11 protein-coding genes and 2 pseudogenes are annotated in these 16,481 nt (G+C 69.1%); 10 read left to right on the top strand and 3 right to left on the bottom strand.

Going from position 1 to position 16,481, the window contains the following annotated elements; all coding sequences use genetic code 11:
* Window positions 1-302 precede the first annotated feature (302 nt).
* A complete protein-coding gene (locus tag A6302_RS01940; protein WP_069305635.1) occupies window positions 303-1,265 on the top strand; it encodes a sensor histidine kinase in 963 nt (320 codons plus the stop codon).
* A 30-nt stretch (window positions 1,266-1,295) separates the two neighbouring features.
* Here the strand turns inward: A6302_RS01940 and A6302_RS01935 are convergent.
* Window positions 1,296-2,124 (bottom strand): annotated as a pseudogene (locus tag A6302_RS01935) (alpha/beta fold hydrolase).
* Window positions 2,125-2,245: 121 nt separating this feature from the next.
* Here A6302_RS01935 and A6302_RS01930 point away from each other — a divergent pair.
* Window positions 2,246-3,247, top strand: a complete 1,002-nt coding sequence (locus A6302_RS01930; protein ID WP_069305626.1) for a GlxA family transcriptional regulator — start codon at window positions 2,246-2,248, stop codon at window positions 3,245-3,247.
* A gap of 137 nt (window positions 3,248-3,384) precedes the next feature.
* On the opposite strand, the gene A6302_RS01925 is transcribed toward A6302_RS01930, so the two are convergent.
* Window positions 3,385-3,615: a hypothetical protein gene (locus tag A6302_RS01925; protein ID WP_069305625.1), complete on the bottom strand. Its 231-nt coding sequence runs from the start codon at window positions 3,613-3,615 to the stop codon at window positions 3,385-3,387.
* A gap of 154 nt (window positions 3,616-3,769) precedes the next feature.
* Here A6302_RS01925 and A6302_RS01920 point away from each other — a divergent pair.
* The 4 genes and pseudogenes from A6302_RS01920 (at window position 3,770) to A6302_RS01905 (ending at window position 12,312) form a co-directional block, all read left to right on the top strand.
* Window positions 3,770-7,167 (top strand): annotated as a pseudogene (locus A6302_RS01920) (hybrid sensor histidine kinase/response regulator).
* Window positions 7,160-8,077 (top strand): response regulator transcription factor, encoded by a 918-nt coding sequence (locus A6302_RS01915; RefSeq protein WP_069305624.1) that lies wholly within the window; start codon window positions 7,160-7,162, stop codon window positions 8,075-8,077. The pseudogene A6302_RS01920 and the gene A6302_RS01915 overlap by 8 nt, the downstream one beginning before the upstream one ends.
* 214 nt (window positions 8,078-8,291) lie before the next feature.
* Entirely contained in the window at window positions 8,292-9,959 is a 1,668-nt protein-coding gene (locus A6302_RS01910; protein ID WP_069305623.1) for a methyl-accepting chemotaxis protein, read from the top strand.
* A 163-nt stretch (window positions 9,960-10,122) separates the two neighbouring features.
* Window positions 10,123-12,312: a PBP1A family penicillin-binding protein gene (locus A6302_RS01905; protein ID WP_069305622.1), complete on the top strand. Its 2,190-nt coding sequence runs from the start codon at window positions 10,123-10,125 to the stop codon at window positions 12,310-12,312.
* A gap of 46 nt (window positions 12,313-12,358) precedes the next feature.
* On the opposite strand, the gene A6302_RS01900 is transcribed toward A6302_RS01905, so the two are convergent.
* Entirely contained in the window at window positions 12,359-13,495 is a 1,137-nt protein-coding gene (locus A6302_RS01900) for a mechanosensitive ion channel family protein (protein ID WP_069305621.1), read from the bottom strand.
* Window positions 13,496-13,724: 229 nt separating this feature from the next.
* Between A6302_RS01900 and A6302_RS01895 the strand changes: the two genes are divergently transcribed.
* From A6302_RS01895 to A6302_RS22595, 4 genes are all read left to right on the top strand, one after another.
* A complete protein-coding gene (locus A6302_RS01895) occupies window positions 13,725-14,480 on the top strand; it encodes an SDR family NAD(P)-dependent oxidoreductase (protein ID WP_069305620.1) in 756 nt (251 codons plus the stop codon).
* 278 nt (window positions 14,481-14,758) lie between these two features.
* Window positions 14,759-15,211 (top strand): hypothetical protein, encoded by a 453-nt coding sequence (locus A6302_RS25085; RefSeq protein WP_069305619.1) that lies wholly within the window; start codon window positions 14,759-14,761, stop codon window positions 15,209-15,211.
* A complete protein-coding gene (locus A6302_RS23910; RefSeq protein WP_280938801.1) occupies window positions 15,127-16,350 on the top strand; it encodes a methyl-accepting chemotaxis protein in 1,224 nt (407 codons plus the stop codon). The genes A6302_RS25085 and A6302_RS23910 overlap by 85 nt, the downstream gene beginning before the upstream one ends.
* Entirely contained in the window at window positions 16,317-16,469 is a 153-nt protein-coding gene (locus A6302_RS22595) for a hypothetical protein (protein WP_169833471.1), read from the top strand. The genes A6302_RS23910 and A6302_RS22595 overlap by 34 nt, the downstream gene beginning before the upstream one ends.
* The last annotated feature ends 12 nt before the right edge of the window (window positions 16,470-16,481 follow it).

Below are 16,481 nucleotides of genomic sequence, written 5' to 3'. Positions count from 1 at the left end.
CCGCGGCGACCGAAGGTGGAAATCGACGACATGAACGTGCTCCCCTGTCTTTGAATTCGGGCGGCGCGGTATCCGGCCGCTTGACGGGGAGATTGGGACGGATGTTGCGGCGCGGCATATACGTCGATTGACGTAGGGGCTTCGCGGCGGGCCCGTGCAGCGCCGACACCAGATCATGCCTACGGGTTTCTACGTGGATGGACGGACGCGGCCCCGTGCGTGAACTTGTGCATGGAATCTGTCACGGGTATCAGACAGTGCAGTGTCGTGATCAGGGGGCAGGTGTGGCGCAGGCAGACGAGATGACGACGCGCGCGCCGCGGCTCGGGATGCTGGTTGCCGTCGGATCGGTCGTCGCCGCGGCGCTGTGCCGCTATCTGGCCGATTCGCTGCTGCCGCCCGGTTTTCCCTTCCTCACCTTCTTTCCGGCCGTGATCCTGACGGCCTTCTTCTACGGCCTCTGGCCCGGCATCGTCGCCGCGCTGCTGTCCACCGCGGCCGCCTGGCAGTTCTTCATGCCGCACGGACCGGAGGCGACGCGGGGCACGGTCGTCGCCCTCGTCTTCTTCGCCAGCGTGACCGCGGTCGATCTCGCCATCATCCATTTCATGCAGGTGGCCCAGGACCGGCTGCGCCGCGAGCGCGCCCTCTCGGCCCGGCTTGCCGAGGAGAACCGCACGCTGCTGCACGAGGCGCAGCACCGGATCTCCAACAATCTGCAGATGCTGTCCTCGCTGCTGTCGCTCCAGAAGAGCGGCGTCCGTGACGAGGCCGCCCGTCAGGCGATCGGCGAGGCCGCCAGCCGGGTCAAGCTGATCGGCAAGATCCAGCGCGACCTCTACGGACGGGCGGAGGGCGAAGCGGCCGCCCTGATCGAGGAACTCGCCCGCGACACGCTGGCCGCCGCCGGTGCGAGCCACGTCACGCTGACGGCCGACCTCGGCAACCTTCCCCTCTCGCCGGACGTGGTCACCCCGATCGGCCTCGTCGTGCTCGAACTCGTGTCCAACTCCGTCGAGCACGGCGGATCCGGCCGCCCCCTGGCGATCACGGTGACCCTGCGGCGCGACGGCACCGATGCCGTCCTCACCGTGGTGGACGACGGCATCGGCCTTGCCCCCGGCTTCGATCCTGCGGCCGGGCGCAGCCTCGGCCTGCGGCTGGTGCAGGCGCTCACCCAGCAGATCGGCGGGGTCATCGCCTTCTCGTCCGGCGATGGCGGGATCGGAACCCGCGTGGACCTGCGCTTTCCCGCCGCGGCCTGAGGGGCTGCGGCGGGAGTGGCTGCAGCCGGATCAGCTGCGGAAGAAGGCCAGCAGGTCGGCGTTGATCACGTCCGGATGGGTGGTGCACATGCCGTGCGGCAGGCCTTCGTAGGTCTTCAGCGTGCCGTTCTTCAGCAGATCGATCGCCAGCAGCGCCGAATCGGCGATCGGGACGATCTGGTCGTCCTCGCCGTGCATCACCAGCACCGGCAGGTCGATCGCCTCGAGGTCGGCGGTGAAGTCGGTCTCCGAGAAGGCCTTGATGCAGTCATACTGCGCCTTGGCGCCGCCCATCATGCCCTGCCGCCACCAGTTGTCGATCGCGCCCTGCGACACCGCCGCGCCCTCGCGGTTGAAGCCGAAGAAGGGGCCGGCCGGGATGTCGCGGTAGAACTGGGCGCGGTTGGCGACAAGGGCGGCGCGGAAGCCGTCGAACACCTCGAGCGGCAGGCCGCCGGGGTTCTTGTCCGACTTGACCATGACCGGCGGCACCGCGCCGATCAGCACCGCCTTGGCAACCCGGCCGGCCTCGGCCCGGGCCACATAGTGGGCCACCTCGCCGCCGCCGGTGGAATGGCCGACGTGGATCGCATCCTTCAGGTCGAGGGCGGCGGCAAGTTCCGCGACGTCGGCGGCATAGGTGTCCATCTCGTTGCCGGTCGCCGTCTGGGTGGAGCGGCCATGGCGCGGCGGTCATGGGCGATGACGCGGTAGCCCTCGCCGAGGAAGAACAGCATCTGGTTGTCCCAGTCGTCGGCGCTCAGCGGCCAGCCGTGGTGGAACACGATCGGCTGCGCGTCGCGGGGCCCCAGTCCTTGTAGAAGATCTCGGTGCCGTCGCGGGTGGTGATCGTCGCCATGGTGTTTGCTCCTTGCTGATCCGGACCGCTCCAGTGCGTGTCCCCGATGAACACTTGATAGCCCGCCCGCCGCGTGGTGAAACTTGGCGGAAATGACATTGAACAGGATGAAACTGACAGGATGACGACACCGCGGATCGTGACCGAGATCGGACTGGCGATCTATCCCGAGTGCCAGCTGGCGGCGATCTACGGGCTGACCGACCTGTTCCGCATCGCCGGCGACCTCGCCGCCGAACATGCCGACGCCGGCGCGCCGCCGGTGATCCGCGTCACCCACTGGCGGCAGGCGGAAGACGGGGCCATCGTCTGCGTCCACGACAGCCACCCCGGCCGCGCGCATGCCCCGAGCCACGTGATCGCGCCGCCGAGCCTCGTCATGCCGGACCGGATGCGACAGATGCCGGAGTTTGCAGGCTGGTTCGCCGAGCTGCATGCCGGGGGCACGACGTTGTGCTCGGTCTGCGCCGGCGCCTTCGTCCTCGGCGAGACCGGCCTTCTGGAGGGCCGCGCGGCCACCACGCACTGGGCCTTTGCCGACAGCTTCGCCCAGCGCTTTCCCGGAATCCGCGTCGACACCGGCCGGATGGTGATCGACGACGGCGACATCATCACCGCCGGCGGCATCCTCGCCTGGACCGATCTCGGCCTGACGCTGGTGGAGCGCCTGCTCGGCCCGGCGGTGATGCTGGCGACCGCGCGCTTCCTGCTGATCGACCCGCCGCGCCGCAACCAGCGCGCCTACAGCCACTTCATCCCGCGCCTCGACCACGGCGACACGGAGATCCTGAAGGTCCAGCACTTCCTGCAGGCAACGGGGGCGAAGACCCATGCCATCGCCCTGCTCGCCGGCCGGGCCGGCATGGAGGAGCGCACCTTCCTGCGCCGCTTCCGCAAGGCGACCGGCCTGCGCCCGACCGACTACGCCCAGCAGATCCGCATGGCCCGGGCGCGCGAGGCGCTGGAACTGACCCGTCGCCCGGTGGAGCAGATCGCCTTCGACGTCGGCTACGGCGATCCCTCGGCCTTCCGCAAGCTGTTCCACCGGGTCACGGGGCTTGGACCTGCCGAATATCGCCGCCGCTTCGGCATCATGGCATCGGAGGCGGACCGCGAGGCCTGAGAGGAGCGCCACAGCCGAATTGCCCCGAATGGTCAAGATCCGACGCCGGACACCCACGCGGTGGTCCGCTGCGGGTGGAGACCGCCTGGGTCAAGGAGACCAGGCTTCGGCTTCGCCGGGGAGCAGATGGCAGAAGGTCAGACAGTCGGTGGCCTCAACATGGACTCGACGAATTCCCTCGACCGCTCGGTGAACTCGCGCTCGAGTTCTGACATTTGGGGAATGGTGGCCAGGTAAGCCTCAGCCGCAGCCCTGATACGGTCACGCAGCGCCGGATCGGACGAACTCGCCTGATCGACCAGAGCGCGCAGGGTTGTCTCGATCGCGAGAAGTCGTGGGCCAAGCCCTACATCCGGTCGGTTCGACATCGGGGCCTCTCCTTTGAAACAGTGCCGTCCGGTTGCACGATGCAAAGCCTTCAATATTTCGGATGTAACGCTTGTTCCAACAGGATCATCTCTGCCCCTAGCCATACCGGCAGAATTCTTGCATGCCTGTGAGGCAGGGGGAGCGGTTGGGTCGATGGCAGGCAGGCAGCGGATTCTTCCCGTCCGGCGGGAATACAACAGGTGGGTCGCGAACCAGACGCTGGAGGACTACGCGCTTCGCTTCACCGCGAAGAGCGCCCGGCGCTGGTCGGCGCCGCGCGTGGCCCAGACCGCGATCGGCGCGATCTCCTTCCTCGCGCTGGAAGCGATCGGCGGCGCGATCACGCTGGCCTACGGCTTCACCAACGCGGTGTCGGCGATCCTCGTCGTCGCGGTGATCCTGTTCCTCACCGGCCTGCCGATCAGCCGCTATGCCGCGCGCTACGGCGTCGACATCGATCTTCTCACCCGCGGCGGCGGCTTCGGCTACATCGGCTCGACGATGACGTCGCTGATCTACGCCAGCTTCACCTTCATCCTGTTCGCCATCGAGGCGTCGATCATGTCCTCGGCGCTGGAGCTCTGCTTCGGCGTGCCGCTCTGGCTCGGCTACATCCTCTCGTCGGTCGCGGTCATCCCGCTGGTCACCCACGGCATCACCTGGATCAGCCGGTTCCAGATCGCCACCCAGCCGCTGTGGATCTTCCTCAACATCCTGCCCGTCGGCTTCATCCTGTGGCACGACTGGCCGAGCGTGCAGGCCTGGCTCGGATTTGCCGGCATCCACGACATCGCCCAGGGCAGTACGGGCACGGAGTTCGACATCCTGCGCTTCGGCGCAGCCGCCTCGGTGATCCTCGCGCTGATGCCGCAGATCGGCGAGCAGGTCGACATCCTGCGCTTCCTGCCGGCGCGCGAGGGCAAGGCGGAATTCGCCTGGTACCGGGCGCTGCTGGCCGCCGGGCCGGGCTGGGTGATCCTCGGCACGCCGAAGCTGCTGTTCGGCTCGTTCCTCGCCGTGCTCGCCGTCAGCCACGGCGTCGCGCAGGACCACGCCTCGGAGCCGGCCTACATGTACAAGGTCGCCTTCGACTACGTGTTCCCCAACGAACTGGTCGTGCTCGGCGTCACCGCGGTGCTGGTGGTGGTCTCCCAGCTCAAGATCAACGTGATGAACGCCTATGCCGGGTCGCTCGCCTGGTCGAACTTCTTCTCCCGCCTCACCCATTCCCATCCCGGCCGGGTGGTCTGGCTGGTGTTCAACGTCGCCATCGCCCTCCTCCTGATGGAACTCGGCATCTACGAGACGCTGGAGGCGACGCTCGGCCTGTTCGCCATCGTCGCGGTGGCCTGGCTCGGCACGCTCACCGCCGATCTTGCGATCAACAAGCCGCTCGGGCTGTCGCCGCCGGGCATCGAGTTCAAGCGCGCCCATCTCTACGACGTCAACCCGGTCGCGTCGGGGCGATGACGCTGGCGACCCTCCTGGCGCTCTGCGCCTATGCCGGCTGGTTCGGGGCGGTCGCCGAGGCGCTCGCCCCCTTCGTGGCGCTCGCCGTGTCGATGGTCGCCGCGCCCGCCATCGCCTGGGCAACGGGCGGGCGCTACTATCTGGCGCGCAAGCCGCGGGCGAACTGGAAGCTGCGCGCGACCATCGAGTGCCGGGTCTGCCAGCATGCCTTCGAGCCGGAGGACATGGCCTTCTGCCCGGCCTATTCCGCGCCGATCTGCTCGCTGTGCTGCTCGCTCGACGCCCGCTGCCATGATCTCTGCAAGCCCGGCGCCCGGCTGGAGGCGCAGATCGACGCTGCGGTCGATGCGGTGGCGCCGCGCTGGCTGGTGGCGGAGGGTCACAGCCGGCTCGGCACCTATCTCGCATCCTCACCCTGCTCACTGGCGTCATCGCCATCATCCTCGCCTTCATCTACCTGCAGGCGACCGACGGCGGCACGGTCAACGTCCAGATCATCGGGCCGGCGTTGTGGGGCGCCTTCTTCACGCTGCTGATCGTCTCCGGCATCACCGCCTGGTTCTTCGTGCTCGCCCACGAGAGCCGCCGGGTGGCGCAGGAGGAATCGGCCCGGCAGAACACGTTGCTGCTGCGCGAGATCGAGGCGCACAAGCGCACCGACGCCCAGCTCCAGAAGGCCAAGGAGGCGGCCGAGGCCGCCAACCGCGCCAAGAGCCGCTATGTGGTGGGCCTCTCCCACGAATTGCGCACGCCGCTCAACGCCGTGCTCGGCTACGCCCAGATCCTCGAGCGCGATCCGGCGATCCCCGAGCCGCGCCAGGCCGGCGTCAAGGTGATCAAGCGCAGCGCCGAGCATCTCTCCGGCCTGATCGACGGCCTGCTCGACGTCTCGCGCATCGAGGCCGGACGGCTGCAGCTGCAGCGCAACGAGGTGCGGATCGGCGACTTCCTCGACCAGATCGTCGACATGTTCCGCCTGCAGGCCGAGGCCAAGGGCCTCGCCTTCCGCTTCGTGCGGCCCGACCACCTGCCGGCCGTGGTGCGCACCGACGAGAAGCGCCTGCGCCAGATCCTGATCAACCTGATCACCAACGGCATCAAGTTCACCGAAGCCGGCACGGTCACGCTGCGGGTCGGCTATCGCAACCAGGTCGCCACGCTGGCGGTGGAGGACAGCGGCATCGGCATCGAGGCCGAGGACATGGCCCGGATCTTCGATCCCTTCGAGCGGATCACCCCGAAGGAGGGCATCGCCCCGGCCGGGCTCGGGCTGGGGCTGACGATCACCAAGCTGCTCGCCGACCTGATGGGCGGCGACATCACCGTCACCTCCACCCCCGGCAAGGGCAGCGTGTTCCGGGTGCGGCTGATGCTCGCCGCCGTGCGCGAGCCGGGCAAGGCCGTCGCCGAGCGCCGCATCGCCGGTTACCGCGGCGCTCGCGCGCGCTCGTCGTCGTCGACGACGACGAGGATCACCGCGAGCTGATGACGGAGATCCTCAAACCCCTCGGCTTTGCCCTGCTCACGGCCCGCAGCGGCGCCGAGTGCCTCGACCTGGTGACGGCGGCGCGGCCGGACCTGTTCCTGCTCGACATCTCCATGCCCGGCATGTCGGGCTGGGATCTCGCCCGCGCGCTGCGCCGCTCCGGCCACGACAAGGCGACGATCATCATGGTCTCGGCCAACCTCGGCGACGGCCAGCTCGGCCCCGGCGGCATCGCCGACGTGGACGCGGTCCACGACGACCTCCTGCCCAAGCCCTTCGACCTTGCCACCCTGCTCGACCGCATCGGCCAGCACCTCAAGCTCGACTGGATCGAGGAGGGCGAGGACGCGGCACAGGAGCCGGACGCCGAGCGCCGCAGGCGGCACAGCTTCCGGAGGCCGACCGGCTGGAGCTGCTGCGGCTCGGCGGCATCGGCTACGTGCGCGGCATCGAGGTGCGACTTGCGGTGCTCGACGCCGACCCGGCTCTCGCCCCGGTGATCGAGGACCTGCGCGCGGCGCTGCGCGCCTTCGACTTCGACCGCTACATGGCGACCCTGGACACCGCCGGCGCGGAGGCCTCCCGCGATGGCTGAGCCGCACAGGATCCGCGACACCGTCCTCGTGGTCGACGATTCGCCCGAGACCCTGAGCTTCCTCACCGACGCGCTGGAGGATGCCGGCTCGACCGTGCTGGTGGCGACCGGCGGCGCGCAGGCGCTGGCGCTCGTCGAGCGGATGACGCCGGACATCATCCTGATGGACGCGGTCATGCCGGGGATCGACGGCTTCGAGACCTGCCGGCGGCTGAAGGGGTCCAGCGCGCTCGCCCATGTGCCGGTGATCTTCATGACCGGCCTGACCGAGACCGAGCATATCGTCCGCGGTCTGGAAGCCGGCGGCGTCGACTATGTGACCAAGCCGATCGCGCTCGACGAACTGTTCGCGCGCATCCGGGTCCATCTTGCGAACGCCCGCAGCGCCATGAGCGCGCGCGCCGCGCTCGACAGCGCCGGGCGCTACCTGATGGCCGCCGACGGGCGCGGCCAGCTCGCCTGGTCGACGCCGCAGGCCAACCGCCTGCTCAGCACGGTGCTTGCCCGCGAGGACGGCAAGTCGCTGATGCCCGAACCGATCCTCGACTGGCTGCGCGTCGGCGCGCCCGACGCCGGGCCCGTTGTGGCGCGCATCGCCGCACCGGACGGCCAGCGGCTGGCGATCGCCTTCATCGGCAAGGGCGGCGAGGACGAATACCTGTTCCGGCTCACGGTCGAGGACGCCGCCGGGCCGGAGGAGCGCCTGCGCCGCCATTTCCAGGTCACCGCCCGCGAGGCCGAGGTGCTGCTCTGGGTGGCCCACGGCAAGTCCAACCGCGACATCGGCGAGATCCTCGGTCTCAGCCCCCGCACGGTGAACAAGCACCTCGAACAGATCTACTCCAAGCTCGGCATCGAGAACCGCGCGTCGGCGGCGGCGCTGGCGATGGGTGTATTGACAAGAGAGTAAATGCAGACGGGTGCAGATTCACTCGCCATGGGTATGCCATCGCATCACCTGCCGGAGAGGCGCGAAGACGTCATGACGATGTCGACCTGTTTTTTACTGTCTCTTCGAAGGCCAGTTCTCCGACTTTAGTAGAATGCCTCGTGATTCAGGGAGTGGTTTTACCGCTCGGGAACCAGCTGCGCAGTATCACCGCACTTTCCCGCCGAGGTGCTTCATGTCGCTCAAAACCCGCCTGATCGCGAGCCTCTCGCTGCTTGCCACCTGCCTTCTTGCCACCGCTCTTGTCGGCTTCTGGTCCATGCAACGCATGGCCGAAGGCACGAGCACCATCGTCGCCGACCGGGTCATCCCGCTGGCGCAGCTCAAGGCTGTGGCCGACGCCTACGCGGTCGAGATCGTCGATGCCACCCACAAGATCCGGTCCGAGGAATTCACCGTGGCCCAGGGCGAGGAGTCTCTCGCCAAGGCCATGGCGACCATCGACGAGACGTGGCGGGCCTACATGTCGACCTATCTCGTCCCGGAGGAGAAGCTGCTTGCCGAGGAGACCGCGCAGGCCATGGCGCAGGCGGCGCCGATGATCGACGACCTCAGGGAGATGCTGGCGACCAATGACCGTCTCGGCATCGAGACCCTCGCCGCGGTCCGCCTCTACCCGGCGATCGACCCGATCGGCGATCATCTCAGCAAGCTGGTCACCCTGCAGATTGATGTTGCCCGGGCGGAATTCCAGCGATCGCAGGACATGATGATGACTGCCGACATCGAGATGGGCGTGCTCGCCGTGGCGGCGGTCGCCATCGTCGGCTTCGCCAGCTGGGTCGTCCTGTTCCAGGTCGTGCGACCGATCGGCAGCCTGCGCAGCGCCATGGCCCGCCTCGCCGAGGGCGACACGTCGGCGGACATCCCCGGCCTCGACCGGCGCGACGAGATCGGCGCCATGGCGCAGGCGGTCGCCGTGTTCCGGGCGAACGCGATCGAGCGAGAGCGGCTGGAAGCCGGACAGGCGACGGAACGGGCGGCCCGGGAGCGGCGCGCCGGCGCCGTCGAGCGGCTGATCGCCGACTTCGACGGCGATGTCGGCAAGGTTCTGGAGACCGTCGCCGCCGCGGCGAGCGAACTGGAGGCAACCGCCTCGTCCCTGTCGGCGACCGCCGAGCAAAGCGCGCAGGGCGCGACCGCCGTCGCCGCCGCCTCCGAGGAAGCCGCCGCCAACGTCCATACCGTCGCCACGGCCTCCGAAGAGCTCTCCGCCTCGATCCACGAGATCGACGGCCTCGTGCGCACCTCGATGGAGATCGCCACGCGGGCGCAAGGCTCGGCGGCGGAAACCGAATCGCGGGCGCAGACGCTGGTGGTGTCGGCCGACCGGATCGGCAACGTGGTGCAGCTGATCAACACGATCGCCGAGCAGACCAATCTTCTCGCGCTCAATGCCACGATCGAGGCCGCGCGGGCCGGCGAGGCCGGCCGGGGCTTTGCCGTGGTCGCCAGCGAGGTGAAGAGCCTCGCCACCCAGACCGCGCGCGCCACCGGCGAGATCAGCACCCAGATCCAGGAGATGCAGGCCGCGACCGGCGACGTTGCCGCCGCCATCCGCAACATCGGCAGCGTGATCGGCAGCATTTCCGAGACGGCGCTCGCCATCTCCTCGGCCGTCGGCCAGCAGGGATCGGCGACCCAGGAGATCGCCCGCAACATCACCGAGGCCGCGGCCGGCACCCGGCAGGTGTCCACCAGCGTCTCGGCCGTCACCGCCGCGGCCACCCACACCGGCGCCGGCGCGGTTCAGGTGCTCTCGTCCTCGCAGGAACTCGCCCGTCAGGCCGAGATCCTGAACGCGCGGGTGCAGGGCTTCTTCGCCACGATCCGCGCCGCCTGAGCCGCCGCGCGCCGCACGCGCCTCGGCCGCACAGCCGGGCCGCCTTCCGATTCCCCGAACCCGCAAACGGGGCGCAGGGGATCGGAAAGCGGCCCGTGTCGTGGAACCAAATCCCCGTTGGCGCACTTTCCACCCGCGCAAGGCATGAAGCGGGACGGGAGCCATGCGGCCACACACAGGAACGGCGGGCGACGCCGACGAGACGTCAGCCGGCGCGGCCGAGGCCGACGCGCGCCCCCCGACGCAAGGCGGGCCGACATTCCGCGACAGCCGGGCCGCCGCCCGCGCGCTGCTGGGGGCACTGGCGGGAGATGCCCGTGACGCCCTTGGCACGCTGCGCCGAAATTTCGCCGGGCGGGAGAAGATCGCAACCGCGCTCGCCTTTCGTCCCCGGCTGTCCGCAGGCCCGCGCCCGGGACTTGCCTCGAAACGCCGGAATCTTCCGGCCTTGCGCCGCCGCCGCGGCCTTGTTGCCATGGTCGCAGGCGTTGTCGTGCTGGCACCGGTCGCCTTTGCCTCGGCGGCACTCAGCGACGTGGCGTGGGACGACATCTCGGTCGATCTCCGCGACACGGTGGTCGTTCTGGAAGATCAGGGCGGTGCGCCGCTGATACGTCCCGCCGAGTACCGGGCCGCCCACGCACCGCGCAGCGCGTTTCCGCCGATTCTCGTCGATGCCGTGCTGAGCGTGGAGGACCGCCGCTTCTACGATCATTTCGGGATCGACGTGTTCGGCATCGGCCGCGCCTCGCTTGCCAATCTTGCCGCCGGACGGGTGGTGCAGGGCGGCAGCACCCTCACCCAGCAGCTGGTCAAGGTCAGCTATCTCGAGACCGGCCGGACCTGGAAGCGCAAGTTCCAGGAGCTGGTTCTGACGCTCTGGCTGGAACACAAGCTCGACAAGGACGAGATCCTCACCCGCTATCTCAATGCCATCTATCTCGGGTCCGGCGCCACCGGCATGCCGGCGGCCGCCGAGGTCTATTTTGCCAAGGACGTCGCCGATCTCACTCCGGCCGAGGCGGCGATGCTGGCCGGGATCATCCATGCGCCGTCCGTGCGCAATCCGCTCGCGGACATCGACGGCGCGCGCCGCCGGGCGCATGTGGTCGTGGGCGCCATGGTCGACAACGGCAGGCTGTCCGCGAACGACGCCCGTGCCGTGCACGCTGACATCGACCGGCTCCAGCCCGCCGAACGGCCCGGCCAGGCCGGGCGCTGGTTCTCCGACTGGGTGGGGCCGGACGCTCTGAAGCTGGCCGGTGCCGACAGGGGCACGGTGCGCTTTCGCACCACGATGGATCCGGATCTTCAGGCGCTGGCAGAAGAGGTCGTGACCGAGACGCTGGCCCGCGAAGGCGCCGCGGCGGGCGCCACCGAGGGGGCACTGGTGGCGATGCGCCCCGATGGCGCGGTGGTGGCGCTGGTGGGCGGCGCCGACCACGCGGCAAACGCGTTCAACCGGGCCACCAGCGCCAAACGCCAGCCGGGCTCCGCGTTCAAGCTGTTCGTCTATTACGCGGCCCTCAAGGCGGGCCTGCACCCGCGCGACCGGATCAGCGACCGACCGATCGAGGTCGAGGGCTGGGAGCCTGAGAATTACGACGGCCAGCATCGCGGCCGGGTCTCGCTCGCCGAGGCTTTTGCCCGCTCGCTCAACGCCGCCACGGTCCGCCTTGCCGAGCATGTCGGTCGCGACAAGGTCGTGGCCGCGGCGCGCGAACTGGGCATCGATGCCGACCTGCCGGAAACCGCCAGCCTCGCGCTCGGCACCGCCGGCATGTCGCTGCTGGATCTCACCGGCGCCTATGCCTCGGTGCGCGCCGGCGTCGCCCCCATCGAGCCCTATGGGCTGCTGTCCTATCGAGGTGGGCAAGGACGCTCCACGCAGCTTGGCAGCCCGAAGCAGCCGGCGGTGGATCTCACCCCCTACCAGAACGACCTCGTCGGCATGCTGCGCACCGTGGTGGAACGCGGGACCGGCCGCGAAGCTCGGCTCGGCGGCTTTGCGGCCGGCAAGACCGGCACCAGCCAGAATCACCGTGACGCCTGGTTCGTCGGCTTCACCGAGCCGCTGGTGGTCGGTGTCTGGGTCGGCAACGACGACGAGACGCCGATGCGCGAGGTGACCGGGGGCGGACTGCCCGCCGAGATCTGGCGCCGCTTCATGGAGCGCGCCGCCGAGGTCGAGATGGACATCCCGCCGGCCGAGCGGCCTGCCGCCGCAACGCAGGTCGCCGCGGACGGCGCGATGTGCAACATCGATGTCTGCTCCCGGTTCTACCGGTCCTTCCGCGCCTCCGATTGCAGCTACCAGCCCTATCGCGGCGCACGCCGTCTCTGCGAGCGGTAAGCGCGAGCCCCCTCGCCGCCGGCTCGATGTTCAACCGGCGCGTTCCTCACTCCGCCATGGCCGGGATCATCTGCGGCGCCCGCGCAGATGAAGACGCGTCCACCGCGATCATCTGCCCGCGCAGGCGCGGCAGGGCGGCCGGGTGGGTCGCCTGCAGCCAGGCGATCAGCTGCTCGCGCATGTCGCAACGGATGTCGAAGGTCTTCGGCGCGCTCGAGGCGCTGACCAGGATGCGGATCTCCATCACATGCTCGCGGAAGTCGGTCACCTGCACGTGGGCGACCTTGCCGTCCCAGAGCGGCGAGGTCCGGGCGATGGCGGTGACCTGCTTGCGGATCTCGCCGACCGGCGCGGAATGGTCGACATAGAGCATCACCGTGCCGAGCAGTGCGGCGCCCTCCCGCGTCCAGTTCTGGAACGGCTGCTCGATGAAGTAGCTGAGCGGCAGGATCAGCCGGCGCAGGTCCCACAGCCGCATCACCACATAGGTCGAGGTGATCTCCTCGACGTTGCCCCACTCGCCCTCCACCAGCAGCGCGTCGTCGATGCGGATCGGCTGGGTGACCGCGAGCTGGATGCCGGCAAAGAGGTTCTTCAGCACCGGCTGCAGCGCCAGACCGACGACGAGGCCGGCGGCGCCCGCCGAGGCGAGCAGACTGACGCCATACTGCCGCACATTCTCGAAGGTCATCAGGATCGCCGCCAGCGCGACGATGAAGATCATCAGGTTGCCGACCCGCTGCAGGATGCGCGACTGGGTAACGTGCTTGCGCGCCAGCAGGTTGTCGTCGGCATCGAGCTTGAAGCGGCGCAGGTAGACCGTGGTCCAGATGTGCAGCGCGGTCTGCGCCACCCAGCCGAGCAGGCCGATGGTCAGGAGCTGCAGGCCGTGGCGCAGCACCTCGATCTGGGCGTTGGTCAGCGGCGCGACCGACACGGCGGGCGTCAGCACCACGACCACCATCGCCAGCCGCACCGGCCCTTCGGTCCGCGCCACCAGCGAGCGCCAGAACAGGTCCCGGTCGGCGGCCAGCCGCGTCAGCGCGCGGAACACGATGCGGTGGACGAACACCGCCACCAGCACCGCGAAGGCGAACAGCAGCAGCGCGACCGCCCACGGCGGCAGCCACCAGAGGGCGTTCTCGACGGCCTCGACGGCCTGTTCGACATCCAGTCTTTCCATTCAGATCTCTCCAGTCATCCCGTATCCGGCGCCTCCTCCGCCGTGCCCTCCTTTTCCGGCCATGCCGGACGGAAGATCTTTCCACTCCTCGCCATGCACAAAGCGATGGCGGCGCGGGAGGTTCCCGCCGTTCCCTCATCATGCTGCACCGCAATGGCCATGCCACGCCTTCCGCGACCGGCCGAAATGCCTTATCTGTGAGACCCTCACTCAGGAAACCGGGCATTCGATGGCGAGCGAAGACAATGTCGAGCGCAAGACGCTGGTGCTGACGGGCGCCAGCCGCGGGATCGGCCATGCGACCGTCAAGCGGTTCTCGGCGGCGGGCTGGCGGGTGATCACCTGCTCGCGCCATCCCTTCTCGGACCGCTGCCCCTGGCCGATGGGGCCGGAGGATCACATTCAGGTCGACCTGTCCGATCCCGACAACCTCGGGCTCGCGGTGGGCGAGATGCGCCGCCGCCTCGAGGCCAACGGCAGCCGCCTGCATGCGCTGGTCAACAACGCCGGCATCAGCCCGAAGGGCGACGGCGGCAGCCGGCTCGACAGCGTCTCGACGGCGATGCACATCTGGCGCACCGTGTTCCAGGTCAACTTCTTTGCGCCGATCATGCTGGCACGCGGGCTGATGAACGAACTGAAGGCCGCGGGCGGATCGATCGTCAACGTCACCTCGATCGCCGGCGAGCGCGTCCATCCCTTCGCCGGCACCGCCTATGCCACCTCCAAGGCGGCGCTCGCCTCCCTGACCCGCGAGATGGCCGCCGACTTCGGCCCGATGGGCATCCGGGTCAACGCGATCGCTCCCGGCGAGATCGACACCGCGATCCTCTCGCCCGGCACCGAGCACATGATCAAGGACATCCCGCTGCGCCGGCTCGGCACCACCGGCGAGGTGGCCGACCTCATCTACTATCTCTGCTCGGAGCATTCGAGCTACGTCACCGGCGCCGAGATCCAGGTCAACGGCGGCCAGCACGTCTGAGCCCGCCAGGACCGGGCCACCCGCCGGGACTGCCGATGGTTGCAGCCTGCATATGACCGGCATGGGCGGCCGCCCTCGTCCGATCCGGCGCAATTGATGAAATTTCAATCGATTGCCGAAAATGCGGCCAGACGATCGGCCGTCGAACCGGGCCGGATCGGTCATCAAATCGTTTAGTTCCCTTACTTTGGGTTGCTCACCCTCTGTTTACCGGCACAGCCGGAAAGTCGTCGCATCAGTTCCGGTGATCCGTTCTCCTGACGACGGCCGAGGCCCCGATGCAGTTCTCCCCGTTGCCTTTCGTGCGCGATGTCTCGCGCCTCGTGAAACAGTCCGTCGACCTCGGTGTCTTCGCGCTGCGCAATTTCACCGATCTCCGCCGCTCGCTCGCCGAGATCAAGGGCCGGTCGGGCCTGCTCTGCGAGGAGTTCTCGGCGACCATGGCCGACCTCGACCGCTCGGGCCGCGAGATGACGCGGATCACGGCCGAGACCCGCACGCGGATCGCCGGCATCGACGACATGACCCGCGCCTCGCTCGACGCGCTGAAGGCCGAGATCGAGGCCACCGCCGGCACCGCCCGCGACGTGCTGAAGTCGATCATGGCGATTGCCCAGGAAACGCGGATCCTGTCGCTCACGCCCGGATCGAGGCGGCGCGGGCCGGCGAGGCCGGGCGGGGCTTTGCGGTCGTCGCCCACGAGGTCGGCCGGCTTGCCGACCGGACGATGACCAACGCCAACGAGACGGCGAAGAGCCTCGACTTTTCCGGCATCGTCGACGCGCTGTCGCGCACCCAGGACGCCCTGCGCCTGCAGATGGACGCCTTCGGCGAAGAGATCGACGCCGACTTCACCGGGCTTGCCGCCACCATGGAGACCGTTCGCGGCAAGATCGCCGAGATCGACCGCTACCAGGCGGTGCTCGACGAGATGCTGACGGCGAGCGCCACCTCCGCTGCCCAGATCGAGGACCGGATCGGCTGGGGCACCGACCACAGCCGCGCCCTGCGCGAGGCGCTGGACGAGGCGCTGGACACCGGGCCGCAGCAACTGTCGGGTGCTCTGGAGACGGTGGCACGGCGGGCAGCCATTCCCCTCGGCGCGGGTTTCGATCGCCTGGACGACATCCGCCGGCGCGGGCGGCTGCGGGTCGCGGTCGAGCCGCAGTTCGTGGGCCTCTCTTTCCGCAAGACACCCGGCGGACCGCTGATGGGGCTCGATGCCGACTATGCGCGGGCCTTTGCCGCCTTCCTCGGGGTCGCCTGCGAGTTCGTCGAGCATCCGTGGAGCGAACTGACCCAGCTGCTCCACACCGGCCGCAAGCCCGGCGAGGCGCCGGCCGATCTGGTGTGGAGCGCGCTGCCGCCGGATCCGGGCTATCACGAGATCGCCTATTCGGAGACCTACACATGGCTGCCGTTTGCCATGTATCGCCGCCCGGGCGACACGTGGCTGACCTCGCCGCGCGATCTTGCCGGCAAGACGGTGGGCATCATCAACGATCCGGGCGCGGTGGTGGTGCTGGAAAAGCTCGGCCTGCGCTGGAGCGAGAATTCGGCCAGGCCCGGCGGCCGGGTGCGGCTCGGCAATCTCATTGCCTTCAACGATCAGGGCCGCATCCACGACGCGCTCGCCGACGGCCTCGTCGACGCCTTCATGGTCGACCGGCCGATCTTCCACTGGGCGGCGACCCATCCGGAAAGCCGCTGGCGCGGCCGCTTCGAGGTGGTGCCCGGCAATCTCTCCGAGCGGCCCTACTACTACACGGTCGCCGTCGCCGCGACCCGGCCTCGGCCCGCCTCCTGTCCGAGGTCAACCGCTTCCTGCGCCAGTTCATGGCGACCCCGGAACGCCGCCGCATCGAGATGACCTGGCAGGGCGAAGTCCTCGACGGCCGGATCTCCTACCGCGACGAAGGCGCCGGCCTGTTGGGCGAGGCCGAGCTTGTGGCGATGACGGAGGAGGCGCTGGTGGCGCTGAGGGCGTGAGCGCCGGCGTGC

The organism is Methylobrevis pamukkalensis (assembly GCF_001720135.1).
GTDB lineage: Bacteria > Pseudomonadota > Alphaproteobacteria > Rhizobiales > Pleomorphomonadaceae > Methylobrevis > Methylobrevis pamukkalensis.
The sequence above is the reverse complement of the archived record's forward strand: the minus strand, read 5'-3'. Positions and strand labels throughout refer to the sequence as shown.

Coding starts and splice junctions, on each gene's coding strand:
- A6302_RS01910 (WP_069305623.1), top strand. CDS start 8,292: ATGTCGCTCAAAACCCGCCTGATCGCGAGCCTCTCGCTGCTTGCCACC.
- A6302_RS25085 (WP_069305619.1), top strand. CDS start 14,759: ATGCAGTTCTCCCCGTTGCCTTTCGTGCGCGATGTCTCGCGCCTCGTG.
- A6302_RS01900 (WP_069305621.1), bottom strand. CDS start 13,495: ATGGAAAGACTGGATGTCGAACAGGCCGTCGAGGCCGTCGAGAACGCC.
- A6302_RS01895 (WP_069305620.1), top strand. CDS start 13,725: ATGGCGAGCGAAGACAATGTCGAGCGCAAGACGCTGGTGCTGACGGGC.
- A6302_RS01925 (WP_069305625.1), bottom strand. CDS start 3,615: ATGTCGAACCGACCGGATGTAGGGCTTGGCCCACGACTTCTCGCGATC.
- A6302_RS01905 (WP_069305622.1), top strand. CDS start 10,123: ATGCGGCCACACACAGGAACGGCGGGCGACGCCGACGAGACGTCAGCC.
- A6302_RS01940 (WP_069305635.1), top strand. CDS start 303: ATGACGACGCGCGCGCCGCGGCTCGGGATGCTGGTTGCCGTCGGATCG.
- A6302_RS22595 (WP_169833471.1), top strand. CDS start 16,317: ATGGCGACCCCGGAACGCCGCCGCATCGAGATGACCTGGCAGGGCGAA.
- A6302_RS01930 (WP_069305626.1), top strand. CDS start 2,246: ATGACGACACCGCGGATCGTGACCGAGATCGGACTGGCGATCTATCCC.
- A6302_RS01915 (WP_069305624.1), top strand. CDS start 7,160: ATGGCTGAGCCGCACAGGATCCGCGACACCGTCCTCGTGGTCGACGAT.